The sequence below is a fragment of the Synechococcus sp. H55.7 genome (genome assembly GCF_047462395.1).
Taxonomy (GTDB): domain Bacteria; phylum Cyanobacteriota; class Cyanobacteriia; order Thermostichales; family Thermostichaceae; genus Thermostichus.
Genome location: NZ_JANSJD010000004.1, coordinates 1 through 24,468, shown reverse-complemented (window position 1 = coordinate 24,468; position 24,468 = coordinate 1). Strand labels below are relative to the sequence as shown.

Annotated in this window: 22 protein-coding genes and 1 pseudogene; 13 read left to right on the top strand and 10 right to left on the bottom strand. The window is 60.8% G+C overall.

All coding sequences use genetic code 11. The annotated features are described in order from the left end of the window. The first annotated feature begins 48 nt into the window (after positions 1-48). The gene (locus NW851_RS02650; protein WP_414336931.1) at positions 49-366 is read left to right on the top strand and encodes a hypothetical protein; all 318 of its coding nucleotides are present in this window, start codon (positions 49-51) and stop codon (positions 364-366) included. Positions 367-381: 15 nt separating this feature from the next. Here NW851_RS02650 and NW851_RS02645 read toward each other — a convergent pair whose 3' ends face one another. After that, positions 382-990, bottom strand: a complete 609-nt coding sequence (locus NW851_RS02645) for a chromophore lyase CpcT/CpeT (RefSeq protein WP_414334588.1) — start codon at positions 988-990, stop codon at positions 382-384. A 127-nt stretch (positions 991-1,117) separates the two neighbouring features. Further along, positions 1,118-2,161: a VOC family protein gene (locus tag NW851_RS02640; RefSeq protein ID WP_414334587.1), complete on the bottom strand. Its 1,044-nt coding sequence runs from the start codon at positions 2,159-2,161 to the stop codon at positions 1,118-1,120. 397 nt (positions 2,162-2,558) lie between these two features. Here NW851_RS02640 and pflB point away from each other — a divergent pair, with 397 nt between their 5' ends. From pflB to cysW, 10 genes are all read left to right on the top strand, one after another. Beyond that, positions 2,559-4,865 (top strand): formate C-acetyltransferase, encoded by a 2,307-nt coding sequence (gene pflB, locus NW851_RS02635; RefSeq protein ID WP_414336929.1) that lies wholly within the window; start codon positions 2,559-2,561, stop codon positions 4,863-4,865. Between the two features lie 81 nt (positions 4,866-4,946). Further along, entirely contained in the window at positions 4,947-5,324 is a 378-nt protein-coding gene (locus tag NW851_RS02630; protein ID WP_414336927.1) for a pentapeptide repeat-containing protein, read from the top strand. Positions 5,325-5,484: 160 nt separating this feature from the next. After that, positions 5,485-6,237: a pyruvate formate-lyase-activating protein gene (gene pflA / locus NW851_RS02625; RefSeq protein ID WP_414335833.1), complete on the top strand. Its 753-nt coding sequence runs from the start codon at positions 5,485-5,487 to the stop codon at positions 6,235-6,237. A 188-nt stretch (positions 6,238-6,425) separates the two neighbouring features. Continuing rightward, on the top strand, positions 6,426-6,836 hold the full coding sequence (locus NW851_RS02620; protein ID WP_414335832.1) for an OsmC family protein: 411 nt from the start codon (positions 6,426-6,428) through the stop codon (positions 6,834-6,836). Between the two features lie 91 nt (positions 6,837-6,927). Further along, entirely contained in the window at positions 6,928-9,558 is a 2,631-nt protein-coding gene (gene adhE, locus NW851_RS02615; protein ID WP_414336924.1) for a bifunctional acetaldehyde-CoA/alcohol dehydrogenase, read from the top strand. Positions 9,559-9,613: 55 nt separating this feature from the next. Further along, on the top strand, positions 9,614-12,358 hold the full coding sequence (locus NW851_RS02610) for a GNAT family N-acetyltransferase (RefSeq protein WP_414336923.1): 2,745 nt from the start codon (positions 9,614-9,616) through the stop codon (positions 12,356-12,358). Positions 12,359-12,514: 156 nt separating this feature from the next. Next, positions 12,515-13,615 (top strand): sulfate ABC transporter substrate-binding protein, encoded by a 1,101-nt coding sequence (locus tag NW851_RS02605; protein WP_414336921.1) that lies wholly within the window; start codon positions 12,515-12,517, stop codon positions 13,613-13,615. A 146-nt stretch (positions 13,616-13,761) separates the two neighbouring features. Further along, on the top strand, positions 13,762-14,841 hold the full coding sequence (locus NW851_RS02600) for a sulfate/molybdate ABC transporter ATP-binding protein (protein ID WP_414336919.1): 1,080 nt from the start codon (positions 13,762-13,764) through the stop codon (positions 14,839-14,841). Positions 14,842-14,847: 6 nt separating this feature from the next. After that, positions 14,848-15,660: a sulfate ABC transporter permease subunit CysT gene (gene cysT / locus NW851_RS02595; RefSeq protein WP_414335336.1), complete on the top strand. Its 813-nt coding sequence runs from the start codon at positions 14,848-14,850 to the stop codon at positions 15,658-15,660. Next, a complete protein-coding gene (gene cysW, locus NW851_RS02590) occupies positions 15,650-16,489 on the top strand; it encodes a sulfate ABC transporter permease subunit CysW (RefSeq protein WP_414335334.1) in 840 nt (279 codons plus the stop codon). The genes cysT and cysW overlap by 11 nt, the downstream gene beginning before the upstream one ends. Before the next feature lie 103 nt (positions 16,490-16,592). On the opposite strand, the gene msrA is transcribed toward cysW, so the two are convergent. From msrA to sfsA, 3 genes are all read right to left on the bottom strand, one after another. Beyond that, a complete protein-coding gene (msrA, locus tag NW851_RS02585) occupies positions 16,593-17,261 on the bottom strand; it encodes a peptide-methionine (S)-S-oxide reductase MsrA (protein WP_414335345.1) in 669 nt (222 codons plus the stop codon). 96 nt (positions 17,262-17,357) lie between these two features. Further along, the gene (xth, locus tag NW851_RS02580; protein ID WP_414335333.1) at positions 17,358-18,143 is read right to left on the bottom strand and encodes an exodeoxyribonuclease III; all 786 of its coding nucleotides are present in this window, start codon (positions 18,141-18,143) and stop codon (positions 17,358-17,360) included. 24 nt (positions 18,144-18,167) lie between these two features. Continuing rightward, positions 18,168-18,887, bottom strand: a complete 720-nt coding sequence (sfsA, locus tag NW851_RS02575) for a DNA/RNA nuclease SfsA (RefSeq protein WP_414336917.1) — start codon at positions 18,885-18,887, stop codon at positions 18,168-18,170. 195 nt (positions 18,888-19,082) lie between these two features. On the opposite strand from sfsA, the gene NW851_RS02570 reads away from it, so the two are divergent. Further along, positions 19,083-19,679: an NYN domain-containing protein gene (locus NW851_RS02570; protein ID WP_414335330.1), complete on the top strand. Its 597-nt coding sequence runs from the start codon at positions 19,083-19,085 to the stop codon at positions 19,677-19,679. Between the two features lie 34 nt (positions 19,680-19,713). Here the strand turns inward: NW851_RS02570 and cbiE are convergent, their stop codons facing one another. From cbiE to NW851_RS02555, 3 genes are read right to left on the bottom strand one after another with little or no spacing between them, the layout of a single operon-like run. Next, positions 19,714-20,949: a precorrin-6y C5,15-methyltransferase (decarboxylating) subunit CbiE gene (gene cbiE / locus NW851_RS02565; protein WP_414336915.1), complete on the bottom strand. Its 1,236-nt coding sequence runs from the start codon at positions 20,947-20,949 to the stop codon at positions 19,714-19,716. A 12-nt stretch (positions 20,950-20,961) separates the two neighbouring features. Then, positions 20,962-21,936 (bottom strand): hypothetical protein, encoded by a 975-nt coding sequence (locus NW851_RS02560; protein WP_414336914.1) that lies wholly within the window; start codon positions 21,934-21,936, stop codon positions 20,962-20,964. A gap of 33 nt (positions 21,937-21,969) precedes the next feature. Beyond that, positions 21,970-22,632, bottom strand: a complete 663-nt coding sequence (locus NW851_RS02555) for a cobalt-precorrin-8X methylmutase (protein ID WP_414336912.1) — start codon at positions 22,630-22,632, stop codon at positions 21,970-21,972. 161 nt (positions 22,633-22,793) lie between these two features. Here NW851_RS02555 and NW851_RS02550 point away from each other — a divergent pair, with 161 nt between their 5' ends. Continuing rightward, positions 22,794-23,897 (top strand): alpha/beta fold hydrolase, encoded by a 1,104-nt coding sequence (locus NW851_RS02550; RefSeq protein WP_414335325.1) that lies wholly within the window; start codon positions 22,794-22,796, stop codon positions 23,895-23,897. A gap of 109 nt (positions 23,898-24,006) precedes the next feature. Here NW851_RS02550 and NW851_RS02545 read toward each other — a convergent pair. Both NW851_RS02545 and NW851_RS02540 read right to left on the bottom strand, forming a co-directional pair. Further along, a pseudogene (locus tag NW851_RS02545) lies at positions 24,007-24,237 on the bottom strand (zinc ribbon domain-containing protein); the annotation flags it as partial. A gap of 18 nt (positions 24,238-24,255) precedes the next feature. Further along, positions 24,256-24,468: transposase (locus tag NW851_RS02540; RefSeq protein WP_414336911.1), on the bottom strand; the 213-nt coding region annotated here is incomplete at its 5' end.

Genomic DNA, 24,468 nt, shown 5'->3' with positions numbered 1-24,468 from the left:
TGGGCAAGATTCCGAATCAAGCGGAGTGAACCGGGAGATTGGCATCCAGTGAACCGAAAGCATTGGGTCAGAAGGAGCAGTGGATGGGCCGGTCTGCTGGTGTTCCTGCTGTATCCCCCCTATCCAGCTTTGGCTTTGCCCCCGGCTTTTGAGCTCCCTGAGGAGGTGCTGCGGGCTCAGCCAGATTTGCAGGCTCGCTCTCCGGTCGATAATCAGCCCCTCACCGCCGGCGAAGCTCTGCAACTCCAAGCAGCGCTGGGGGCCCGGCCCGAAACCGGATCTGTTTCTCCAGAGGTGGAGCGGCTGATCTTTTTGCTCAGGCTGCGCAAAGGGTTGCGCGACCTGTTTCCTTTTTTGTTCCCATAGCCTTTGATCTGGCCTTCACCCCCTGTTCCCCTCTCCCCAAGGGCGAGGAGGGATCCCTTTCTGGTAGCGGTAGGGGCCGGCGCGGGATCCCCAGGTTTGCTGACCGGTGGTGGCGTCAAAGCCGCGATCCCAGGTGATGAATTCTTGGGCTGTGAGGTCAAACTCGATGTGGATGTAGGTGCTGTCGCCGGGGTTGAGACGGCAGCCGCCGCCCGGCAGCATCTGGCCATGAAAGCAGTTGGGACGTTTTTCCACCAAAATGCGGCAGCCGGGCAAATGCTCCAGGTCTGCCAGAGAAAGCTGCGCCAAGCGCTGCGGATCCTGAGAGGCGCCTGCCCAAGCCGCTTGATCCCGCAACTTGTAGTTCTCGATCCGCAAGGGATCCGCCAACAACTGCAGCACTCGGCTGCGGTAAAACCGGCCCGGCGTGTGCTCGTTAAATTGCTCGGTAAAAAAGCCGATCCCCTCTGAAAACAAGCGGGGTAGGCGCACGTACCAGAGGCTGACCGGCACAAACCACACCGGTTCTGCCATGGCTTGGGCGCGGTTGCTGTAGTAGCCTTCTAGCCAATCGGCCAAGGTCTGCAAGTCGGAATCGGCAGTTGCCGCAGCAGAAGCTGTCATGGGCAGGAAAGAGGGTTGCCTGTCTTCAGGGATTTCTCGATTGTACGGCTATGCCAAGGGGGGGTGGGGGCCGAGCAGTAGGGGCCGCCTCGATCTTGTCTGGAGAGGTCAAGATTGGCTTGGCTGGTCATAGCTGTTGTCGCTGCCGCTGTTGCCGCTCCAGGGCCTCGAACAGGGCTTGAAAATTGGCCTCTCCAAAGCCTGTGGCCCGGCCTAGCCGTTGAATGACTTCAAAGAAAAAGGTGGGCCGGCCAAATAGAGGTTGGGTAAATGTTTGCAGCAGAAGGGGACGATCCTGGCCATCAGAGGCGGGCAGGGTGGCATCCAAAAGGATCTGCTGCTCCACCAGGTCTTGCCAGGAGATGGCCTGTCCAAGGGCGGAACGGAGCGCCAACCCCAACTCCCTTTCCAGGCTGGTGTAGTACTGCGGCGGCACCTGCAAAAAGTCCACTCCCCCCTGCCGCAACCGCCGCAGGCTGGCAACGATATCCGGGCTGTGCAGCGCCGCGTGCTGAATGCCCGGGCCACCATGGGCATCCAAAAACTCCTGAATCTGAGAAGCGGCGCAGGTGGGTTCGTTGATGGCCCATTGGATCCCGGCTTCTGGATCCCCTACCACCACGCTTTCCAGGCCAGAGGTGTCGGTGTGGATGCTGTAACGGTACAGATGCCGCCAGCCCAGCACCTGGCCATACCAGTCGGCTGCCGCCTGCAGGGATCCCTGCTCCACGTTCAACACCACGTGATCCCAATGGGAGAACAGGCCTGCTTCCGCAGGGGTGACGTTGGAGGGGCCGGGGACGAGAGAATGCCGGATCCCGTAGGGGGTGTGGAGGCAGAGCGCCGCTGCTGCCGGGATCCATTCCACTGGGGCGCCTCGCCCCCGCAACAGCTCCGCCAAGGCCGGTAGCTCCTGCTCCCCCACCGCCAAAGCCACATCCACCACCCCCGGCGAATGCTGCTGCAAATAGCGATCCACCTCGTCCCCCGCCCGTGCCGGCTGAGACAGGCGCACGCGCAGGGATCCCTGCCGCAGATCCAGGGTGTTGCCGGCCTCGCTTTCTAGTCGGAAGCCCCAAACCCGACAAAAGTGTTCCCGCCAACGGGGCAGATCCCAAAGGTAGAAGTGCAGGTGATGGATCCCTTGGACAATTCGAATGGACTGGTTCATAGAAAGCGCACGGCTAACGCGAACGCCAGGTGTTCTGGTGTTTTCCCGGCAACAGGTAACCGGGGCCGCCCTAACCCAGCATAGGCTGGCCCTTTGGCAAGGGAAAAGGTCAAAACCCTTTCCAGCAAACCCTTAAGACAACATTAAAAACACGCTTAAAAATGCGCCCACAAAAACATCTTCGCAGGGCAAAGGACTAAAATTGAAGTGGGCGAGGTGTATGGCCAACATCCAAAAAAAGAAACAGCAGAGTTGCTAAAAGCTCTCCCTCAAGTCAGTCACCAGGCCCTCTCTTTTGCAAAGATTGTTGTAGCTTTTGGCAGTTGCTGGGGCGCCGCCTTGCCCTATTGTCAGCCTATTGGCGGAGTTGTCAGGCGTCATAGTTGGGAGGATTGTTATGATAGCGAGCGCGCAGCGTTCTGTAGCTTTGTCTACAGAATCGAAGGCCGAAAAAAATACAGAACGCAAAGTATCTGATCAAGCAGTTGCGAGAGATTTTCTGCCGGGACGGTGGCAGCGCTGCATCGATGTCCGAGATTTTATTCAGCGCAATTACACTCCCTACACCGGGGATGAAAGCTTTTTGGCGCCGGCCACCGAGCGCACCCAACGGCTGTGGGCCAAGGTTAAGGATTTGATGGCGCTGGAGCGGGAGCGGGGGGTTTTGGATGCCGACACCGACCTTCCTTCCAGCATCACCAGCCACCCGCCGGGCTATATCGACCGGGAGCTGGAGCAAATTGTAGGTCTGCAGACAGACAAGCCCCTGAAGCGGGCCATCCTGCCCTTTGGCGGCATCCGCCTGGTAGAGACGGCCCTCAAGGCCTACGGCTACGAGCTGGATCCAAAGGTTAAGGAGATCTTTACCAAATACCGCAAGACCCACAATGACGGGGTCTTCGACGCCTACACGGAGGAGATGCGCCGCTGCCGCCGCTCTGGCATCATCACCGGCTTGCCGGACGCCTATGGGCGGGGCCGCATCATCGGTGATTACCGGCGGGTACCTCTCTACGGGGTGGATCGGCTGATTGAAGACAAGGAGGCGCAAAAAGCCAGCCTCGACCTGGACACGATGGATGAAGAGACCATCCGCCTGCGGGAGGAGCTCTCAGAGCAGATCAAAGCCCTGCACGAGCTCAAGGAAATGGGGGCCAGCTACGGCTTTGACCTGGGCCGGCCAGCAACCAATGCCCGCGAGGCCATCCAGTGGCTGTACCTAGCCTACCTGGCAGCGGTCAAAGAGCAAAACGGTGCCGCCATGTCCCTGGGGCGGGTCTCCACGTTCCTAGACATCTACATCGAGCGGGATCTGCAGGCCGGGATCCTCACCGAAGAAGAGGCCCAGGAGCTCATTGACCACTTTGTCATGAAGCTGCGCATGGTCAGGTTTTTGCGCACGCCGGAGTACAACGAGCTTTTCAGCGGCGATCCCACCTGGGTAACTGAGTGCATTGGCGGCATGGGGCTGGATGGGCGACCTCTGGTCACCAAGACCAGCTTCCGCATGCTGCACACCCTCTACAACCTGGGGCCGGCGCCGGAGCCCAACCTAACGGTGCTCTGGTCGGAGCGGCTGCCGGAAGCCTTCAAGCGCTACTGCGCCAAGGTCTCCATCGAAACCAGCTCCATCCAGTACGAAAACGACGACCTGATGCGCCCCTACTGGGGGGATGACTACGGCATCGCCTGCTGCGTATCGGCCATGCGCATTGGCAAGCAGATGCAGTTTTTTGGGGCGCGGGTAAACCTGGCCAAGTGCCTACTCTATGCCATCAATGGCGGTCGGGATGAGATCTCCGGTGAGCAGGTGGCCCCGGCCTATGCCCCCATCACCTCTGAGGTGTTGGAGTACGACGAGGTGTGGCCGCGCCTGGTGCAGATGATGGCCTGGCTGGCCAAGACCTACGTCAACACCATGAACATCATCCACTACATGCACGACAAGTACTGCTACGAGCGCCTGGAGATGGCCCTGCACGACCGGGATATCCTGCGCACGATGGCCTTTGGCCTGGCTGGCTTATCGGTGGTGGCGGATTCCCTCTCGGCCATCCAGTACGCGCGGGTGCGGGCGATTCGGGACGAGCGCGGCTTGGTGGTGGACTACGCGGTGGAGGGCGACTTCCCCAAATACGGCAACAACGACGACCGGGTTGACCAGATTGCGGTGCAATTGGTGCAGACCTTCATGGCGGAGCTGCGCAAGCACAAAACCTACCGCAACGCCATTCCCACCCAGTCCATTCTCACCATCACCTCCAACGTGGTCTACGGCAAGAAAACCGGCAACACCCCCGATGGGCGGCGGGCTGGCGAGCCCTTTGCGCCGGGGGCCAACCCCATGCATGGCCGCGACACCAAGGGAGCGGTGGCGTCGCTGGCCTCCGTGGCCAAGCTGCCCTACGACGACGCGCTGGATGGCATCTCCAACACCTTCTCCATCGTGCCGGCGGCCCTGGGTCGCACGGCTGAGGAGCGGGTTGCCAACCTGGTGGGGCTGCTGGACGGCTACATGCGGGATGGCGGCTTTCACCTCAACGTGAATGTCCTCAACCGCGAGACCCTGCTGCAGGCCATGGAGCACCCAGAGCTCTACCCGCAGCTCACCATCCGGGTTTCCGGCTACGCGGTGAACTTCATCAAGCTTACCCGCGAGCAGCAACTGGATGTGATTAACCGCACCTTCCATCAGCACTTCTAAACGAGGGGGCGGGGGATCCCGGAAGGCTGCCCCTAGCCGGGTGAAAGCAAAGGATCCCCCCTCCCCAAGCAAGGAGGTTCAATGAACTATAGCGTTGGGGATTTGGTTAGAGACTACGCAGCGGGACGGCGAGATTTCCAGGAGATCGAGCTGCCCCAGGCCGACCTAGAAGGGATCCACCTAGCTGGTGCTGACCTGCGCTATGCCGATTTCAGCGGCGCCAACCTGGCAGGCGCCAACCTGCGGGGGTGCGATCTCAGCTTTGCCGATTGCAGCGGCGCCAACCTATCGGGAGCCGACCTGCGGGGATGTCTGCTTTTTGGCAGCAATTTCCGCGGTGCCCTCTTGGAAGGGGCTTTGCTGGATCACGCCGATTGCGATGCCTATACCCATTTCCCGGCGGGCTTTGATCCCAAAGCCCATCGCCTGCACAACCTCTCGGCGGAGGTCTCCCAGTAGGAGATCTTTCCACTGGTTTTCAACCGTTAAGAAAAACACAGTCTGGGTAAAGTCCAGATTTCATAAGGAAGAAAACCGTGATGTGCATAACATGGCCAGCAATTGGGAAGAAAACCTCAAGATTAGTTGATATTTTGCAAAAGCCATTGAGGATAGAAGTATGGATACCCCGCTCAACCCCTTGACGCCGATAACCGGCCGCATTCACTCGGTCGAGACCTGTGGCACGGTAGATGGGCCAGGGATCCGCTTTGTCATCTTCCTACAGGGCTGTCCTCTGCGCTGTCTGTACTGCCACAATCCCGACTGTCGGGATCCCAATGCCGGCCAGGTGGTGACGGTGGACTCCCTCATGGCGGAGATCCAGCGCTGCCGCAATTACTACCTCAAGGGTGGGGGAGTCACGGCCAGCGGGGGGGAACCGTTAATGCAACCCAACTTTGTGGCCGAGATTTTCCGCCGCTGCCACGAGCTGGACTTGCACACGGCTTTGGATACTTCTGGCTATGTGCAACTGGAAACGGCAAAGCCTTTGTTGGAGCATACTGATTTGGTGTTGCTCGATATCAAGTCCTATCTGCCGGAGCTCTATCGCAAAGTTACCGGCGTTTCGCTGCAGCCCACTCTCGATCTGGCTCGCTATTTGGATCAGATTCACAAGCCCACCTGGATTCGTTTTGTTCTCGTTCCTGGACTAACAGATCCTGAGGAAAACATCAAGGGCTTGGCTGAGTTTGTGGCCACTCTATCCAACGTGGAGCGGGTGGAGGTTTTGCCCTTTCACAAGATGGGGGAATACAAATGGCAGCAGTTGGGACTGCCCTACACCCTCAGCGATGTCCAGCCGCCCACCCCGGAACAGATCAACCACGCTTTGCAAATCTTTCGCGAGCGGGGATTGGTGGCGGTTTAATGGCTGCTAAGACTTAGTTTATTGCCGTAGCAACAGTAACAAAAACAGAGTCAATCCCCATTTGCATCAGCTTGATCCCAAAGTCATCTCTAAAATTCTTAGGCTGCCCCTAAAGTAGCGCTAGGTTGAACTTATAGGCTAGGAGCTGGTCAACTCTGGCAGATGGAAAAATAGAGGAGGGATCCCCAGTGGAAGTGCGCGTAACCTACCAGAATGGCGTTCAATTTCAAGCCGAAAGCCGCGGCCATCGCATCCTCAGCGATCAGCCCTTGGACAACCACGGCCAAGATCAGGGAATGACGCCGCCGGAGTGGTTTTTGGCCTCTTTGGGTGCTTGTGTTGGCTTTTATGCCGTCAAGTATCTGGAAGCGCGGCAGTTGGATCCTCGAGGGCTGGAAGTGGTTGTTACTGCAGATAAAGTTGAGCACCCCAGCCGCTTAGACAACATTTGCATTCGCGTTCAGACGGGGATCCCGCTCGACGAAAGGCAGCAAAAGGGCCTAGAAAAAGCTGTCGACGCTTGCATCATCCACAACACCCTCACCCATCCCCCAAAAATGACCACCGAGATCCAGGTTCCCGCACCTGTGGGCGCTTAGCCAGCCAGTGAGCCTATGGAGTTTTCCAGCAATTTCTAATGGTTGCCTCAACTTTTAACCCGTATGGATGTGATTTTGGAGGGATCCACCTATGCCTGTTACCAATCTCGAGGAACTGGAAGCTTTAATCCAGCAGGTGAAAGCTGCCCAGGCTGAGTATGCCACCTTCACCCAGGAGCAGGTGGATCGAATCTTTCACAAAGCTGCCCTGGCGGCCAACAACGAGCGGATCCCCTTGGCCAAGCTGGCCGTAGAGGAGACCGGCATGGGCATTGTGGAAGACAAGGTGATCAAAAATCACTTTGCCTCTGAATACATTTACAACAAGTACAAACACGAGAAAACCTGTGGCGTCATTGAGCGGGACGAGAGCTTTGGCTACGAGCGCATTGCCGAGCCGGTGGGGCTTTTGGCGGGCATTGTGCCGGTCACCAATCCCACTTCGACGACCCTTTTCAAAGCCCTCATCACTCTGAAAACCCGCAACGCCATCATTTTTGCGCCTCACCCCCGCGCCAAACGATGCACCATCGCTGCAGCCAAAGTGGTCAAAGAGGCGGCTGAGGCGGCAGGCGCGCCTGTGGGCTTGATTGGCTGGATTGACGAGCCCACGATTGAGCTTTCTCAGGCTTTGATGCAGCATCCGGAGGTGAAATTGATCCTGGCCACCGGCGGCCCCGGCATGGTCAAGGCGGCCTATTCCTCCGGCCACCCCTCGCTGGGCGTGGGGGCGGGCAACACGCCGGCGGTCATCGACACCAGTGCCGACATTCCCATGGCCGTCAGTTCAATCTTGCTCAGCAAAACTTTTGACAACGGCATGATCTGCGCCTCGGAACAGGCGGTGATTGTGGCGGAGGCCGTTTATGAGCAGGTGAAGGCGGAATTTTGTCATCAAGGGGCCTACTTTTTGGATCCGGAACAAACGCAAGCGGTGCGCCGCATCCTCCTCAAGGATGGCCGTCTCAATCCAGCTATTGTCGGCCAATCGGTGCAGACCATTGCCGCTCTAGCCGGGATCCAGGTACCCGAAGGCACCAAGCTGCTGATTGGGGAAGTGGACAAGGTGGGGCCCGAAGAGCCGTTTTCCTACGAAAAATTGGCCCCTGTTTTGGCCTTCTACCGTGCCAAGGATTTCCACAGCGCCGTCGATGTTGCTGTCCAACTGGTCAATTTTGGCGGACGGGGCCACACCTCTGTTTTGTATACCGATCCAGCCAATCGAGATGATATTGCCTACTTTGAGAATGCCCTACAAACAGCGCGGGTGCTGATCAACACCCCCTCTTCGCAGGGGGCGATTGGGGATCTCTACAACTTTAGGCTGGATCCCTCGTTAACTTTGGGCTGTGGCACGTGGGGGGGCAACTCGGTCTCCGACAATGTGGGGCCGCGCCACCTGCTCAACATTAAAACCGTGGCCTACCGGCGGGAAAATATGCTCTGGTTCCGGGTGCCGCCCAAGATCTACTTCAAGCCGGGATGTCTACCGGTGGCGCTGCGGGAGTTGGCCGGCAAAAAACGGGCTTTTTTGGTGACCGATAAGCCCCTCTTCGAGCTGGGTGTGCTGCAGCCGGTTACCCAGGTTTTGGACGAGCTGCACGTGAACTGGGATGTCTACCACGATGTGGAGCCGGATCCCACCCTCAGCAACATCAACCGCGGCCTGGAGCAGTTGCGCCAGTTTCAGCCAGATGTCATCATCGCCGTGGGCGGCGGATCCCCGATGGATGCGGCCAAGGTGATGTGGCTGATGTACGAGCAGCCCCAGGTGGAGTTTGAAGGCCTGGCAACGCGCTTTATGGACATCCGCAAGCGGGTCTACGAGCTGCCGCCGCTGGGGCAAAAAGCCCAACTGGTCTGCATCCCCACCACTTCCGGGACGGGATCCGAGGTAACGCCCTTTGCGGTGGTGACCGATGACCGGGTGGGGATCAAGTACCCCCTGGCCGACTACGCCCTCACCCCCAGCATGGCCATTGTCGATCCGGATCTCACCCTGAAGATGCCCAAGAAGCTGACGGCTTACGGCGGCATCGATGCCCTCACCCACGCCTTGGAAGCCTATGTCTCGGTGATGGCCAGCGAGTTTACCGACGGGCTGGCGCTGCAGGCAATTAAGCTGCTGATGACCTACCTGCCGCGGGCCTACGAGAAGGGAGCTGAGGATCCAGAAGCGCGGGAAAAAGTCCACTACGCCGCCACCCTTGCCGGCATGGCCTTTGCCAACGCCTTTTTGGGGGTGTGCCACTCTTTGGCCCACAAGCTGGGATCCACCTTCCACCTGCCCCACGGCCTGGCCAATGCCCTGATGATTACCCACGTCATCCGCTACAACGCCACCGACGCCCCCTTCAAGCAGGCCATCTTTCCCCAATACCGCTATCCCAACGCCAAGCACCGCTATGCCGAAATTGCCGATTACCTGCAGTTGGGGGGAGCCAATGATGAGGAAAAGGTCATGCGCCTTATCGAGGCCATCGAGGAGCTGAAGCGGAAGCTGGGGATCCCGGCCAGCATTCGCGAGGCCCTCAGCGAGAGCGAGCAGGCCTTTTACGACCGTCTGGAAGCGATGGCGGAGCAGGCTTTTGATGACCAATGCACCGGCGCCAACCCCCGCTACCCCCTCATTCAGGATATGAAGGAGCTGTACGTCTTGGCCTATCGGGGCTGCCGGGTGGAGGCTGCCCTCTACCACCAGCCGGAGCCGGCTCTGGTTTAAGGTCGGCCTTCCTCCCCGCCAAAACGTACTTCTCCCTTCCCTCCTTGCAACGGCTATGGCTACGCTGCACCGCCCCGATCCCAGCCTGGACATCTGGAAGGCCAGATCCCACCCCTTAGATCCCATTTTTCTGCCCCGCTCGGTGGCGGTGGTGGGGGCAACAGAGCGCGAGGGCAGTGTGGGGCGCACGGTGCTCTGGAACCTGATCAGCCACCCCTTTGGCGGCACGGTCTACCCGGTCAACCCCAAGCGGCACCAGGTGTTGGGCATCCGGGCCTACGAGCGGCTCTCTGCTCTGCCGGAGCCGGTGGATCTGGCCATCATCGCCATCCCGGCAGCCGGGGTGCCGGCGGTTATCCAAGAATGCGTCGAGACCGGCGTCAAGGGGGCCATTGTCCTCTCGGCAGGCTTTAAGGAAATTGGCCCGGAGGGGCTGGAGCTGGAAAAGGCCATCCAAGAGGCTGCCCGCGGCAAGCTGCGCCTCATTGGTCCCAACTGCCTGGGGATCCAAAATCCCCACACTGGCCTCAATGCCACCTTTGCTGCCCAGATGGCCCGACCCGGCAACGTGGGGTTTATCAGCCAAAGCGGGGCGCTCTGCACCTCGATCCTGGACTGGAGCCTGCGGGAAAATGTCGGCTTTAGCGCCTTCATCTCCCTGGGATCCATGCTGGATGTGGGCTGGGGGGATCTCATCGACTATCTGGGCGAGGATCCCCATACCCACAGCATTGTCCTCTACATGGAGTCGATTGGGGACGCGCGGTCGTTTGTGTCGGCGGCCCGCGAGGTGGCGCTGAGCAAGCCGATTATTGTCATCAAGGCGGGGCGTACCCAGGCGGCGGCCCAGGCGGCAGCTTCCCACACGGGATCCCTCACCGGCAGCGACGCGGTTTTGGATGCAGCCTTCCGCCGCTGCGGTGTGCTGCGGGTGGATCACATCGAAGACCTCTTCGACATGGCGGAGGTGCTGGCCAAACAGCCCCGCCCGCAGGGCCCCCACCTCAGCATCCTCACCAATGCCGGCGGACCGGGGGTGCTGGCCACCGACACCCTCATCCGCGCCGGGGGATCCCTGGCCCAGCTCTCTCCCCAAACCCTGGAGCAGCTTAACTCCATCCTGCCGCCCCACTGGAGCCACGGCAATCCCATTGATATTTTGGGCGATGCCGGGCCGGAGCGCTTTGCCCAGGCGCTGGAGATCGTGCTGCGGGATCCCGCCAGCCAGGGCTGTTTGGTGATCCTCACCCCCCAGGCAATGACGGATCCCACCGCCACTGCTGCCAAGGTGGCAGAGACCTGGCGGCGCAGCGGCTCCCGCCAACCCATCCTGGCCAGTTGGATGGGGGGAGACTTGGTGGATGCCGGCGAGCAGATCCTTAACCAAGCGGGGATCCCCACCTACCGCTATCCGGATCAGGCGGCACGGGTGTTCAGCTATCTGTGGCGCTTTAGCGACAACCTCAAGGCCCTCTACGAAACTCCCACTCTGCTCCCTGCAACAGCGGTCGAGCGCGAGAGGGTGCAACAAATTCTCGGCCAAGCCCGGCAGCAAGGTCGCCGGCTCTTAACCGAGGTCGAGTCCAAGGAGATCCTGGCCGCCTACGGGATCCCGGTGGTGCCCACGCGGGTGGCCAATAGCCCGGAAGCAGCGGTAGAGGCCGCCGCAGAAATGGGCTACCCGGTGGTGCTGAAGCTCTACTCCCACACCCTCACCCACAAGAGCGACGTGGGCGGCGTGCAGCTCAACCTGCCCGATGCCGAAGCGGTGCGGCGGGCCTTCGCCCAGATTCGCCGCAACGTCAGTGAGAAAGCAGGGCCAGAGCACTTCCAAGGGGTGACGGTGCAGCCGATGATCCGCACCGACGGCTACGAGCTGATCCTGGGCAGCAGCGAGGATCCCCAGTTTGGGCCGGTGTTGCTGTTTGGCAGCGGCGGCCAACTGGTGGAGGTGTTCCAGGATCGCGCCATTGGCCTTCCCCCCCTCAACACCACCTTGGCGCGCCGCCTGATGGAGAATACCCTCATCTACAAGGCCCTCAAGGGGGTGCGGGGGCGCCGAGCCGTCAATCTGGAAGCGCTGGAACAGCTCTTGGTGCGCTTCAGCCAACTGGTGGCCGAACAGCGGCAGATCCAAGAGATCGACATCAACCCCCTGCTGGCCTCGGGCGAGCAACTGCTGGCTTTGGATGCCCGCGTCATTTTGCGCTCGGAGCAAGAACCACCCGTGCCGTTGGCCATCCGCCCCTACCCCAGCCAGTACAGTTGGCCCTTCCGCGAGGGCATCATCATCCGCCCCATCCGTCCCGAAGACGAGCCGCTGGTGATCCAGTTTCACCGCCACGTCTCCGACTACAGCATCTACCTGCGCTACTTCCACTCCATCAAATACAGCGCCCGCATCGCCCACGAGCGCTTGGTTCGCATCTGCTTTAACGACTACGACCGCGAGATCGCCCTGGTGGCGGAAAAACAGGAGCCAGAAGCTACAATCCTCGGCATCAGCCGCCTCTCCAAAAAACACGGCCCTCCCGAAGAAGCCGAGTTTGCCCTGTTGGTGGCGGATCCCTACCAAAGACAGGGGATCGGCACGGAGCTGCTGACCCGCTTGATTCAGGTGGCCCGCTGCGAAGGGATCCGGCGCCTCACCGGCGAGGTGCTCAGCGAAAACGAGGGCATGCGCCGCCTCTGCAGGCGCTTGGGGTTCCAGTTGCTCCCCTCTTCAGAGGATCCCGGCCTCCTCAGGGCCACGCTGGATCTCGCTGCCGATGCGGCGCTCCCCACCCCCTGCCCTGCCTAGGGATCCCTGGCCCTAAAAACGGTTTGCCGACCGGCTTACCGTAGAATGTGAAGAGCGGCAGCCAGCCTCACGGGTTGCAAAGCCCTTCAGCTCCCCTCTCCCTTTGGGAGAGGGGCTGGGGGTGAGGGCAATTTCCCTTTGGGAGAGGGGCCGGGGGTGAGGGACACAGAAGTGGAGAAGTTTTTGGGGATAGGGGTGAACATGGAAGGGACAGCAGGGAACCCATTGGGGATCCCCTCACCTGTCGCGGTGGCCTGGTCGGGGAGAGTGGGGCGGTGGCTGGCGATGGGATCCCTGCTCCTGGGACTTCTGCTGGGGCTGGGCGGCTGCGGGGTGGGATCCCAAGGGGAAGTGAGGATTCTCCTAGCTTCTTTTGCGGTGACCCGCGATGCCTACCGGCAGATCATCCCTGCCTTTGAGGCCCACTGGCTGGCCCAGACCGGCCAACAGGTGCGCGTAGAAAGCAGCTATGCCGGCTCGGCCACACAAGCGCGGGCGGTCATTGACGGGCTGGATGCCGATGTGGTGGCTCTGGCCCTGGGCCTGGATGTGGAGCGCATTGTGGCTGCCGGTCTCGTTCGACCGGACTGGGAAAGCCGCACGCCCAACCAAGGGATCGTTACCCGCTCGGTGGTGGTGATCGTCACGCGGCAGGGCAACCCCCACGCTATCCACTCTTGGCTGGACCTGGCCCGGCCTGGCTTGCAGGTGGTTACCGCCAACCCCAAAACCTCAGGGGGCGCCCGCTGGAACTTTTTGGCCCTCTGGAGTGCTGTCCCTGAACCTCAGGCCCTGGCCTTCACCACCCAGGTCTACAAAAATGTCCGCGTCCTGCCGCGGGACTCGCGGGAAGCCACCGATGTCTTTTTCCAAAAAGGGCAGGGGGATGCCCTGCTCACCTACGAACAGGAGGTGATCCTGGCCGGCCTGCGCGGCCAGCCCTTGCCCTACGTGGTGCCGGATCCCAACATTTCCATCGACAACCCCGTAGCCGTGGTGGATGCCACGGTGGAGCGAAAAGGAACCCGCGCCGTGGCCGAAGCCTTTGTGAACTACCTGTTTACTCCAGAAGCGCAGCGGGCCTTTGCCGAGGTGGGTTTCCGTCCGGTGGAGCCGACGGTGGCGCAAGAGTTTGCCCGGCGGTACCCTCCCATCGAGAAGCTGGTGACCGTCGCCGACCTGGGCGGCTGGGAGACGATCCAAAACCGCTTCTTTGCCGATGGGGCTGTGTTTGACCGCATCCAAGCTGGGTTGTAGGGAGCCTCCCTTGTTTTGCATCCCCATTCAAGGTATCCTGGGAGCAGTATCAACGGTTTGTTGACAGGTTTACCGTAGATTAGAGGCTCCCTACCTCCTCAGGGATAGGCAGCGCCATCCGGCCAACCCTTAGCTAGGCAGAACCTATGGGCATCACCATTGCAGGGGTATCGAAGCGTTTTGGGCAGTTTCAGGCTCTCCACCCTACGGATCTCACCATTCCCACGGGATCCCTGGTTGCCCTGTTGGGGCCGTCGGGTTCCGGCAAATCTACCCTCTTGCGCCTGATTGCCGGCCTAGAAAAGCCGGACACGGGGCGGATTTTCCTCACCGGGCGGGATGCCACCCATGCCAGCGTCCAGGAGCGCAACGTCGGCTTTGTCTTCCAGCACTACGCCCTGTTCAAGCACATGACGGTGCGGCAGAACATCGCCTTTGGCCTGGAGATCCGCAAAGCTTCGCGGGCCGAGATCCGGGCGCGGGTGGACGAGCTGTTGGAGCTGGTGCAACTGTCGGGTTTTGGGGATCGCTATCCCTCGCAGCTTTCGGGTGGGCAGCGGCAGCGGGTGGCGCTGGCCCGCGCCTTGGCGGTGGAGCCGCAGGTTTTGCTTTTGGACGAGCCCTTTGGGGCGCTAGATGCCAGGGTGCGCAAGGAGCTGCGCCAGTGGCTGCGGCGCCTGCACGACAAGGTGCACGTCACCACCGTCTTGGTTACCCACGACCAGGAAGAGGCCATGGAGGTAGCCGACCAGATCGTGGTCATGAACCAGGGGCGGATCGAACAGGTGGGATCCCCTGCCGAGATCTACGATCACCCGGCCACTCCCTTTGTCATGAGCTTCATCGGCCCGGTCAACGAGCTCTCTCCCCGCTCCCTGTTATCTTGCCAGCTTCCCGAGGCCCAGGCGGGCCCGCACCAGCTCTTCTTGCGCCCCCACGATGTGCAGATCGAGGTCAACCCCAATAGCAGCGGCGTCTCGGCTTGGGTCAAAGAGATCATCCACCTGGGGCGGGAGATCCAGGCGGAGCTGATTCTCAGCGATGGCGGATCCCTGTGGGCCCACCTCAGCCGCGAGCAATATGCCAGCCAGCCGCTGCAGGTGGGGCAGCAGGTCTATGTCCGCCCCAAGGTGGTCAAGGCCTTTCCCCTCAAAAAAAACGATAAGAAAACTGCCATGACCCCGCTGGCAATGGCGGGACGGAGTCCGATGTCGCTGGGAGCTTGAGGAAAGTTGCAGCAAGCCGGGTTTCAACTGTCTTGGCCGTGGCGGCTGAGCTTGGGCTATCTCTTCCTGATGTTGGCCTTGCCGCTGGCGGCCTTGATCGCCAAGTCCAGCAGCGTCGGCTGGGCGGAGTTCTGGCGGATCGCGACGGATCCGGTGGCCCTCTCCGCCTATGAGGTTACTTTTGTAACCGCGCTGCTGGCGGCTTTGGTTAACGGCGTAATGGGCACCCTGACGGCTTGGGTGTTGGTGCGCTACGCCTTCCCCGGCAAAAAGCTCCTTGAGGGGTTGATCGATCTGCCCTTTGCCCTGCCCACGGCTGTGGCCGGCCTCACCCTGGCAACCGTTTACAGCAGCAACGGCTGGATTGGATCCCTTTTGGCCCCCTTGGGGATCCGCATTGCCTTTACCCGGCTGGGGGTGGGGGTGGCGATGCTGTTTATCTCTTTTCCCTTTGTGGTGCGGACGGTACAGCCGGTGCTGCAGGAGCTGGAACGAGATGTGGAAGAGGCGGCCTGGAGCTTGGGCGCCTCCCGCTGGCAGACCTTCTGGCGGGTGGTGCTGCCCCAGATTTTGCCCGCCGTGTTGACCGGCGTGGCCCTAGGGTTTTCCCGTGCTGTGGGTGAATATGGCTCCATTGTTATCATCGCCTCTAGCATCCCCTTCCGGGATCTCATCGCGGCAGTGCTGGTGATCCAGCGGCTGGAACAGTACGACTATGCCGGGGCAACGGTGATCGGGACGGCGATGCTGGGGATCTCGTTCTTGTCGCTGGTGGTGATTAACCTTCTGCAAGCCTGGGGAAGTCGCCATGAAACCTGACGGGATAGCGGGTGTCCAACCGGAGCCATCGACAAACCCTTGGCTGTCGGGCCTGTTGATCGGCATTGTCGGGCTCTACATCGCCCTGCTGCTTGGGATCCCGGTGGTGAACATCTTTTATCAAGCGTTTCGAGAAGGGATCCCAGCTTTTCTCCAGCACCTGACCGAGCGGGAGCTGCTCAGCGCCCTCCGATTGACGGTGCTGACGGCGCTGGTTGTTGTTCCCCTCAATACTTTTTTTGGCCTCTGCGCCGCCTTGGCCTTGGCTCGCCGCCGTTTTCCGGGGCGGGCTTTGCTGCTCAGCTTGATCGATCTGCCCTTTTCCATTTCCCCGGTGGTGGCCGGCCTGATGCTGGTGCTCCTCTTTGGCCGTCAGGGTTGGCTGGGATCCTGGAACCTGCGGGTCATCTTTGCCTTTCCGGGCATTGTGCTGGCCACGGCTTTCATCACGCTCCCTTTTGTAGTGCGGGAGGTACTGCCGGTGTTGGAAGAGGCCGGCAGCGAGGAAGAAGAAGCCGCCAAAACCCTGGGGGCCAATTCCTGGCAGATCTTCTGGCGCATCACCCTACCCAACATCCGCTGGGGACTCCTGTACGGGGTCATCCTGACCAATGCCCGCGCCATGGGGGAGTTCGGCGCTGTCGCGGTGGTCTCTGGCAACATCATTGGCCGCACCCAGACCCTTCCCTTATTTGTGGAAGATGCCTACCGCAGCTATGCCACGGGCTCGGCCTATGCGGCGGCAGTGGTGCTCTCCTTGCTGGCGGTGGTAACCCTGGTGGCCAAGGAGCTGCTGGAGCGGGGATCCCCTTCCCGCCGCATCTTCTAGACATCTTTTGGGATCCTTGCAATCAACGCTCTAACCCCCCTCTCCCTGAGGGAGAGGGGCCGGGGGTGAGGGCAGCCATGACCGTCATCGGCTAGGGTGTGGCTTAGACAGACTCGGTGAGGATCTCGGGCAGACAAACCTGGGTGCCCCCCAGGCCGCAGTAGCCGCGTGGGTTTTTGGCCAGGTACTGCTGGTGGTAGTCTTCGGCGTAGTAGAACTCTGGGGCGTCCAGGATCTCAGTGGTGATTTGGCCGTAGCCGTGGGCGCTCAGAGCCTGCTGGTAGAGATCGCGGGTTTTTTCCGCCAGCTCCCGTTGTGCCGGGGAATAGACGTAGATGCCGGAGCGATACTGGGTGCCCACATCATTGCCCTGGCGCATCCCTTGGGTGGGATCGTGGTTTTCCCAAAACACCTTCAAAAGCTGCAGGTAGCTAATCTGGCTGGGATCGTAAACCACCCGCACCACCTCGTTGTGGCCAGTCAAACCGGTGCAAACCTCCTCATAGGTGGGGTTGGGGGTATACCCGCCAGCGTAGCCCACGGCAGTGGTGAACACCCCGGGCAACTGCCAAAACTTGCGCTCCGCTCCCCAAAAGCAGCCCATGCCGAACAGGGCCAGCTCCATGCCCTCGGGAAAAGGGGGCTTTAGGGGCGTGCCCTTGACGTAGTGCCGGTTAACGATTGCCATTGGCTCGGAGCGGCCCGGCAAAGCCTCTTCCGGCGTGGGCAAGGTCAGCTTCTTGCTCAGTTTGCCAAAACCAAAGAGCGCCATGGCGGTAGCCCGATACATTCGTTAACATCTACCAGCCTAGCGTAGATAGCCGCTCTTGTCTCGAGAAAAGATTGGCAAGGGAGCGGCCTGGGGATTTCAGACCGCCAGCTCCACAACCACAGGGGCATGGTCGCTGGGCTTTTGTAGCCGCCGCGGCTCGACGTCGATCCAGCAGGCAGTGGCCTTGTCCTGGAGCGGGGGAGAAAGGTAGAGGTGGTCGATGCGCCAGCCGCGATTCTTCTGAAACCCTCCGGCCCGGTAGTCCCACCAGCTAAAATGTCCGGGATCCGGGTTAAACTTGCGAAAGGCATCCTCAAACCCCAAAGCCAGGATCTCCCGCAGGGCCTGCCGTTCTGGCTCCGAGGCCATGATTTCTCCGGCCTTTTGGGGATCGTAGATATCGCGGTCTTCCAGGGCAATGTTAAAGTCCCCACAGAGCAAGATGGGATCCCCTTGGCTGAGGGCAACGGCCAGGTAGTCCTTCAGCGTGGCCAGCCAGCGCAACTTGTAGGCGTACTTGTCGGATCCCACCGCCTCGCCGTTGGGCACGTAGAGGTTGAGAATGCGGATCCCGTGGTAGAGGGCGCCGATCAGCCGCTTTTGCTCGTCCAGGTCTGCAGCCGCCGACAGCAGCGCGCCAAACCCCCGCTCCACCTTCTCCGGCACCTCCCGGCTAATTACGGCCACGCCGTTGTAGGACTTTTGCCCGTACACCTCCACATGAAAGCCTCGCTCCTCAAAGGGGGCGCGGGGAAAGTCCTCATCCACCACCTTGGTCTCCTGCAAGCAGAGCACATCCAGGGATCCCTGCTTGTCTAGCCAAGCCAAAACTTGCGGCAACCGGGTGCGAATGGAGTTGACATTCCAGGTGGCCACTTGCATAGCAGCAGGTTCCCAAGACAACGCTCAGGCCACCATTTTGGCCAAACCCAGGGGATGGATCCCCTGGGGCGAGACCGCGATCCGGTAGGGCAACACCTCGACCCCCGCCTGCAGCGCCTGGCGAAACAGATGGGCATAGCGGGGATCCCGTTCTGCGCCAGGGGCGAACTCGGTGCAATCGGCACGGTTGATCCAGTACAGCAGCAGAGCCCGCTGGCCTTGCCGGCGGATCTCAATCAAATCTTCCAGGTGTTTTTGCCCGCGAGTCGTCACCGTATCCGGGAAGAGGGCGCGGGATCCCACGGCCCAGGTGGTATTTTTAACCTCTAGGTAGGCCAAGCCAGAGTCTCCTATCAGCAGGAAGTCGATTTTGCTCCTGCCGCAGGTCACTTCCCGTTGCCAACGAGAAAACCCCGCCAACTGGGGAAACCACCCTTGTTCCAGCCCCCATTCCACCAGGCGATTGGGCAGGCCAGTGTTGATCCCCACCCACACCCCTTCCACCTGGATCATCTCCCAGGTGTAGGCCAATTTGCGCTTGGGATCGGGGTGATGGGAGAGGTACACAGGTGCCCCTACCTGGCAAACCCCCGTCATCGGCCCGGTGTTGGGGCAGTGAGCGGTTACCTGTTGCCCATTTTCCAGCTCCACCTCGGCAAAGAAGCGCTTGTGGCGGCTGCGCAACACCCCTCTGTGCAGGGAGGTCGGGAAACGATAGGGCAGCGCCCCCTGTTGGCCTGTCATTCGCAAGAGCTCTCCGATAAGTATTTTTTCTTTAGGATTTTGGAAGTCTTCCAGGGGTGGGGTGTTTCCTGCGCTAGGGTAAATGACGTATCTCCCCGGCCAGGGCCTTTTTTTGCCGATGCCTTGTTCATATATCCTTTAATACCTTACCTTTTTCTATCCCTTTGCCAAAACCACTTGGAGAAGAAAAGCCGAATGTTGCGTCTTGACCCCGATCCCGGCTTTCAGCCTTCGGATCCGTTGCAGGACAACCGTGGTCGTGTGGCCATCTTCATCGACGGATCCAATCTGTTCTATGCCGCTCTGCAACTGGGCATTGAGATCGACTACACCCGCCTGCTGAAGACGCTAACCGGCCGTTCTCCCCTTCTGCGCTCCTTTTTCTACACCGGCGTCGATCGCAACAACGAAAAGCAGCAGGGGTTTTTGCTCTGGATGCGTCGCAACGGCTACCGCGTGGTTACCAAAGAGCTGACCCAACTGCCCGATGGATCCAAGCGGGCCAACCTAGATGTGGAAATTGCTGTGGACATGTTGTCGCTGGTGCGTTGGTACGAGACGGCAGTGCTGGTGAGCGGCGATGGGGATTTGGCCTACGCGGTCAATGCCGTCAGCTACCAAGGGGCACGGGTGGAGGTGGTTAGCTTGCGTTCCATGACCAGCGACCAACTGATCAACTTGGCAGATCGCTACATCGACCTAGAATCCCTCAAAGACCAAATTAAGAAGACCAATCGCCCCTCCTATCTGTACCGACCCGGGTTCACCACCGACGAGGAGGATGAGGGGTAATTTTTCTCTCACCCCCCACCCCAAAGGAGGGGGTTCAGCGAGATTGCAAAGTTGAAGGGATCCCCTGCAGCAGGTAAACGGGGTTAAGGGGGGCGAAGCGGGTGCCTTCTGCCAGGGCTGTGGAGCGGGAGATCTGGATGTGTTCTAGCCGCACCTGCCAGCCCTGCGAGCGCAGCGATTGCAGGGTTTCGCTGCAGGTTTCCAGAGTGGCAAAGTTGGCCACCAAGATCCCCTCAGGCCGCAGGCGGGCAGCCACCACCGGCAGCAGATCGCGGATCCCTTTGCCGCCTCCCCCCAGCAACACCCGATCGGGATCCGGCAAGTCGGCCAGCACCTGGGGCGCTGCCCCGGGGATCACGTGCAGGTTCTCCAGGCCGAAGCGTTGGCGGTTGCGCCGGATGAGACAAATACCCATGGCGTTGCGCTCAACGGCATAGACCTGGAGCTGGGGGGAGAGGCGGGCGATCTCTACGGCCACGGAGCCGGTGCCGGCCCCGACATCCCACACCACTCCCTGCCGCGGCAATTGCAAGGCCCCCAGGGTGAGCAGGCGGATGGGTTGCTTGGTGATCAGGCCGGGCTGGTCGGGAAAGGTGTGGAACTGGTCGTCGGGGATCCCGACTAGGGGCCAGCGGCGGGGATCCGGTTCCGGGTCAACGCGGCGCAACACCACCAGATTGGGGCTGGGGAAAGCGGAGTTCTCACCTTCCTGCAGAGGCAGGATCTGCTCGTGGGGGGATCCCAGTTGGCTGCATACCCAGCCCTGGTAGCGCACCGGCAACCGCAGGTCGGCAATGAACTGGGCCAAGCTGGCTGGCGTGTGCTCTGGGTCGGTAAGCACCACAATCACAGGGGATCCCTGTTTGAGAGCGGGTTCCAACGGCTCCATTCCCCGCCCGTGCAGACTGAGAATGGTGGCCTCCTGCCAGGGGATCTGCAGGCGGTTGAGGGCCAACTGCACCGAGCTGACTTGGGGGTAAAAAGCCAGTTGCTCCGCCGGGAAATACTGGGTCAGCAGGCGCCCAATCCCAAAAAACAGGGGATCCCCGCTGGCCAATAAAACCAGGGATCCCTGTGCCAGCTCCTTTTGCAAAAGCGGGATCCAACTTTCCACCGATCCAGTAAGCCGGATCTGGCGGGCCGGATGGTCGGCAAAGTGCTGCAGCAGGCTGGGGGGCCCGGCCAGGGTTTGCGCTTGGGAGAGGGGGGGAATCGCCCAAGAGGCCACCGAGCCATCTCCAGCTACCCCTACGACCGCAAGCTGAGGCAACCGGCTCGCCATCTAGCGTTCGACAGGCGGGTGGTACTGGCGCATGTGGTTGAGAAAATCCAGGCGCAGCTCCGCTACTTCCCGCTGCATCTCCCGCATTTCCCGAATAAAGCCCAGATGAGCCTCGATCAGGCGACCATCCCGATCCCGAAATTGCTCCATCATCATGGCTTGCGCTTCCCTCAGCTCGGCAAACCCGGCCTGCATATCGCGGCGAGACTCCTGGATGGCCCTCTCCAGCTCATCTCCCCGCTCTTCGTTCTGGCGAATCCGCTCCTGGTTGTGCTGAATTAACGCCCGGATCTCCTGGATTTCGGTCTGGAGCTGGGCTTCGATGGCCTGCCGCTCGGCTCGCATTGCAGCCATCTGGGCCTCAAAGCGCTCGGCAGCTTGTTGCCGCTCAGCTCGGATCTCGGCGATCTCGGCGGAGAAACGCTCGGCGGCCCGCTGCTGCTCGGCTCGGATCTCGGCGATCTGGGCTGTAAAGGCCTGCCGCATTTCCGTCATCTGGGCCTCAAAGCGCTCGGCGGCCCGCTGCTGTTCGGCCCGGATCTCGGCGATCTCGGCGGAGAAACGCTCGGCGGCCCGCTGCTGCTCGGCTCGGATCTCGGCGATCTGGGCTGCAAAGGCCTGCCGCATTTCCGTCATCTGGGCCTCAAAGCGCTCGGCGGCTTGTTGCCGCTCGGCCCGGATCTCGGCGATCTGAGCTGTAAAGGCCTGCCGCATTTCCGTCATCTGGGCCTCAAAGCGCTCGGCAGCTTGTTGCCGCTCGGCCCGGAGTTCGGCGATCTCGGCGGAGAAACGCTCAGCGGCCCGCTGCTGCTCGGCTCGGATCTCGGCGATCTGGGCTGCAAAGGCCTGTCGCATTTCCGTCATCTGGGCCTCAAAGCGCTGGGCGGCCCGCTGCTGCTCAGCCCGCAGCTCTTGAAGCTGTTCTTGTTGGAGCTGAAGGTTGCGGATCAGCCACTCCTCTTGTTCGGGGGTCATGGGAAAGGTCTGAAGATGTCGTTCCAATTCTAGTCAGTTGGGAATGGGATCCCGGCGAGCGGCCAGCAGCAGAGCATTGACGATGGCAGCGGCCACCGGGGATCCGCCTTTGCGGCCCTCCACCCGAATCTGGGGGACATCCGTTTGTGCCAATGCCTGTTTGGCCTCCTCCACGGCCACAAAGCCCACCGGCACCCCGATCACCAGGCTGGGCCGGATCCGCTCTGCCCGAATCTCTTCCACCAGCGCCAGCAGCGCCGTGGGCGCATTGCCGACAACAAAGATGGCTTCCGGGTAGCGGCGGGCCACCTGGATCATCCCCTGGGCAGTGCGGGTTTGCCCTGCCGCGGGGGGGTCTTCCACCCAGTCCAAAGCGCAATAGAGCGGGATCCCCTGCGCCTCAAGGCCAGCTTGGATCCCGGCAGCCACCATCCTCACATCCACCACCACGGGCCTTTGCTGCCGCAGGGCCGCCAGCCCCACCTCGACCGCCGTGGGGCTAAACACAAAGCGATCCCGCAGCTCAAAATCGGCGGTGGCGTGGATGGCGCGGCGCACGATCTCATAGGGGATCCCTTGCCAGGGGTGGGGGCCGATCTCTTGGTCGATCTGGCGAAAGCTGGCCGCCGTAATGGGGTCTATCCAAGCTGTCTCATCCATCATCTCAGCCATCGTGGGATCCACAGGCGGAGCCATGGTTCGGCTAGGGTGGTTTCTACGTCCTGCTGACGCGAGCAGTCTTGTTCGGGGAAAGTCGCGCAGAACGTCCAGAAAAGCTGTGCTCAAAAGGGTTACCTGAGAGAAACGCCCCTTTAGTTCCACTCTAGACGCCCCGAAGCAGCCGCTAAGATCGGTCTATGCTGGTGGAGATGGGCCTGTTGTTGTCACACGCTCCTCCCTTGCCTGAACCCAACTTTTCTCCCTCTGCTGCTGTCGGCGGGGCAAGCTCCCCTCCCCTCGCGCCGGCCCCCTCTTCGGTCGGCAACAGGGATCCCCTTGCCGTGCTCCCTCGCTATGGCCATTCCCAAACCTGGCTCTGGCGTGGCTGGTCTATCCATTTCACCTACACCCCCAGTCGCGCCCAAACCTCCAAGGGCCAGGTGAACTTGACGGCGGCTCCGGCCATCTTGATCCATGGCTTGGGAGCCTCGGTGGGCCATTGGCGCCATAACATTGTTCCCTTGGGATCCCAGCGCCCCGTCTATGCCCTTGACTTGCTGGGATTTGGGAAAAGCGCCAAGCCGGAGATCGCCTACAGCGTCGATCTGTGGGTGGAGCAGGTGTACGAGTTTTGGTATGCCCACATCCAACAGCCCAGCATCCTGGTGGGCCACTCCATCGGCGGGTTGGTGGGGGTGATCGCGGCTGCCCGCTATCCCCAGATGGTGAAGGGTTTGTGCTTGATCAGTTGTGCCGATGGGCCTCACCCGGAAGAATTGCCCTCTCCTTGGGATGCCCTGGTTCAAGCCCTTTGCGAAGGGATCCTGGCTGTTTTGGGCTGCCCGCTCACCTATCCCCATTTGTTTAACTGGCTGCGACAAACCGAGGTGCTGCGGGCCTGGATCAAAAATGTCTACAAACGGGACGAGCAGGTGGACGAGGAGTTGGTGCAGATCTTCCAGAGGCCTGCCTTTGAGCCGGGGGCAGCCCACGTGTTTTTGGATAGCCTGAGGGCCATCCTTTGCCGCCGCTTCGACAGCCCCAAGCGCCTGCTGCCCACCCTCAAAATGCCGATTTTGCTCCTCTGGGGCCAAGAAGATCCGGCGGTGCCCAGCTTTTTGGCAGACCAATTCAAGCGCTGGCAGCCGGCTCTTACCTTGGTGAAGCTGCCAGGGGTGGGTCACTGCGCTCACGACGAGCTGCCCCACTGGGTCAACGCCCTCATTGGTGAGTGGGCGGCCAGCTTGGAGACTTTCCCCGACTTGTCCACCCACCTTCGCAGGGATCCCGCGGCTGACTAGTCCAGCCAGTTGCCCTGCCAAGGTTCAGCAGTGCCCTCCCTGCTATCGATAAACTACCCCACCGCATAGGCGGGTGGGGTTTTAGCGCTACGCGCCGCTGACGCGAACAGTAGCCCTGCAGTTGGCAAGCCAACCACGGACCTCCAGGCTGGTTTATGGCAGCCACCAAAAGTGCAATGACGTTGGCACCGTTCAAATCTGCATCCCCTTCCTAGCCACAGGCCGGGTTCACACAACGAAAACGCTTCCCTTCCCGCTGGCCAATCCACAAACACCGGTGACAAGTCTGCGAGCTGTAGGCAGGCAGCACCACCACCTTTACCCCTGCTCTTGCTGCCTTGCACAGCCTGTTAAAGAATCAAGGGGTACAGTAGCAACACTTAGCAAACCAACTTCGGAAGCAGGATGGATTAATCAGTAGTAAAGAAGTCTGCACTATCTGCTCCAGGCTATACTTCCCAACTCTGGAAAACTGCCGAATAAAATGCTTCAAAACCGACCACATCATCTCAATAGGATTCAATTCCGGCGCATACACAGGCAGGTATAGAATTCGCGCTCCTGTCCCCCT

What these genes read in the sequence shown, in the direction of transcription:
- pflB (WP_414336929.1), top strand. Translation starts at nt 2,559, where the DNA reads ATGATAGCGAGCGCGCAGCGTTCTGTAGCTTTGTCTACAGAATCGAAG.
- msrA (WP_414335345.1), bottom strand. Translation starts at nt 17,261, where the DNA reads ATGGCGCTCTTTGGTTTTGGCAAACTGAGCAAGAAGCTGACCTTGCCC.
- sfsA (WP_414336917.1), bottom strand. Translation starts at nt 18,887, where the DNA reads ATGACAGGCCAACAGGGGGCGCTGCCCTATCGTTTCCCGACCTCCCTG.
- pflA (WP_414335833.1), top strand. Translation starts at nt 5,485, where the DNA reads ATGGATACCCCGCTCAACCCCTTGACGCCGATAACCGGCCGCATTCAC.
- adhE (WP_414336924.1), top strand. Translation starts at nt 6,928, where the DNA reads ATGCCTGTTACCAATCTCGAGGAACTGGAAGCTTTAATCCAGCAGGTG.
- NW851_RS02640 (WP_414334587.1), bottom strand. Translation starts at nt 2,161, where the DNA reads ATGAACCAGTCCATTCGAATTGTCCAAGGGATCCATCACCTGCACTTC.
- NW851_RS02600 (WP_414336919.1), top strand. Translation starts at nt 13,762, where the DNA reads ATGGGCATCACCATTGCAGGGGTATCGAAGCGTTTTGGGCAGTTTCAG.
- NW851_RS02555 (WP_414336912.1), bottom strand. Translation starts at nt 22,632, where the DNA reads ATGGCTCCGCCTGTGGATCCCACGATGGCTGAGATGATGGATGAGACA.
- cysW (WP_414335334.1), top strand. Translation starts at nt 15,650, where the DNA reads ATGAAACCTGACGGGATAGCGGGTGTCCAACCGGAGCCATCGACAAAC.
- NW851_RS02570 (WP_414335330.1), top strand. Translation starts at nt 19,083, where the DNA reads ATGTTGCGTCTTGACCCCGATCCCGGCTTTCAGCCTTCGGATCCGTTG.
- NW851_RS02560 (WP_414336914.1), bottom strand. Translation starts at nt 21,936, where the DNA reads ATGACCCCCGAACAAGAGGAGTGGCTGATCCGCAACCTTCAGCTCCAA.
- NW851_RS02645 (WP_414334588.1), bottom strand. Translation starts at nt 990, where the DNA reads ATGACAGCTTCTGCTGCGGCAACTGCCGATTCCGACTTGCAGACCTTG.
- NW851_RS02550 (WP_414335325.1), top strand. Translation starts at nt 22,794, where the DNA reads ATGCTGGTGGAGATGGGCCTGTTGTTGTCACACGCTCCTCCCTTGCCT.
- NW851_RS02610 (WP_414336923.1), top strand. Translation starts at nt 9,614, where the DNA reads ATGGCTACGCTGCACCGCCCCGATCCCAGCCTGGACATCTGGAAGGCC.
- xth (WP_414335333.1), bottom strand. Translation starts at nt 18,143, where the DNA reads ATGCAAGTGGCCACCTGGAATGTCAACTCCATTCGCACCCGGTTGCCG.
- NW851_RS02630 (WP_414336927.1), top strand. Translation starts at nt 4,947, where the DNA reads ATGAACTATAGCGTTGGGGATTTGGTTAGAGACTACGCAGCGGGACGG.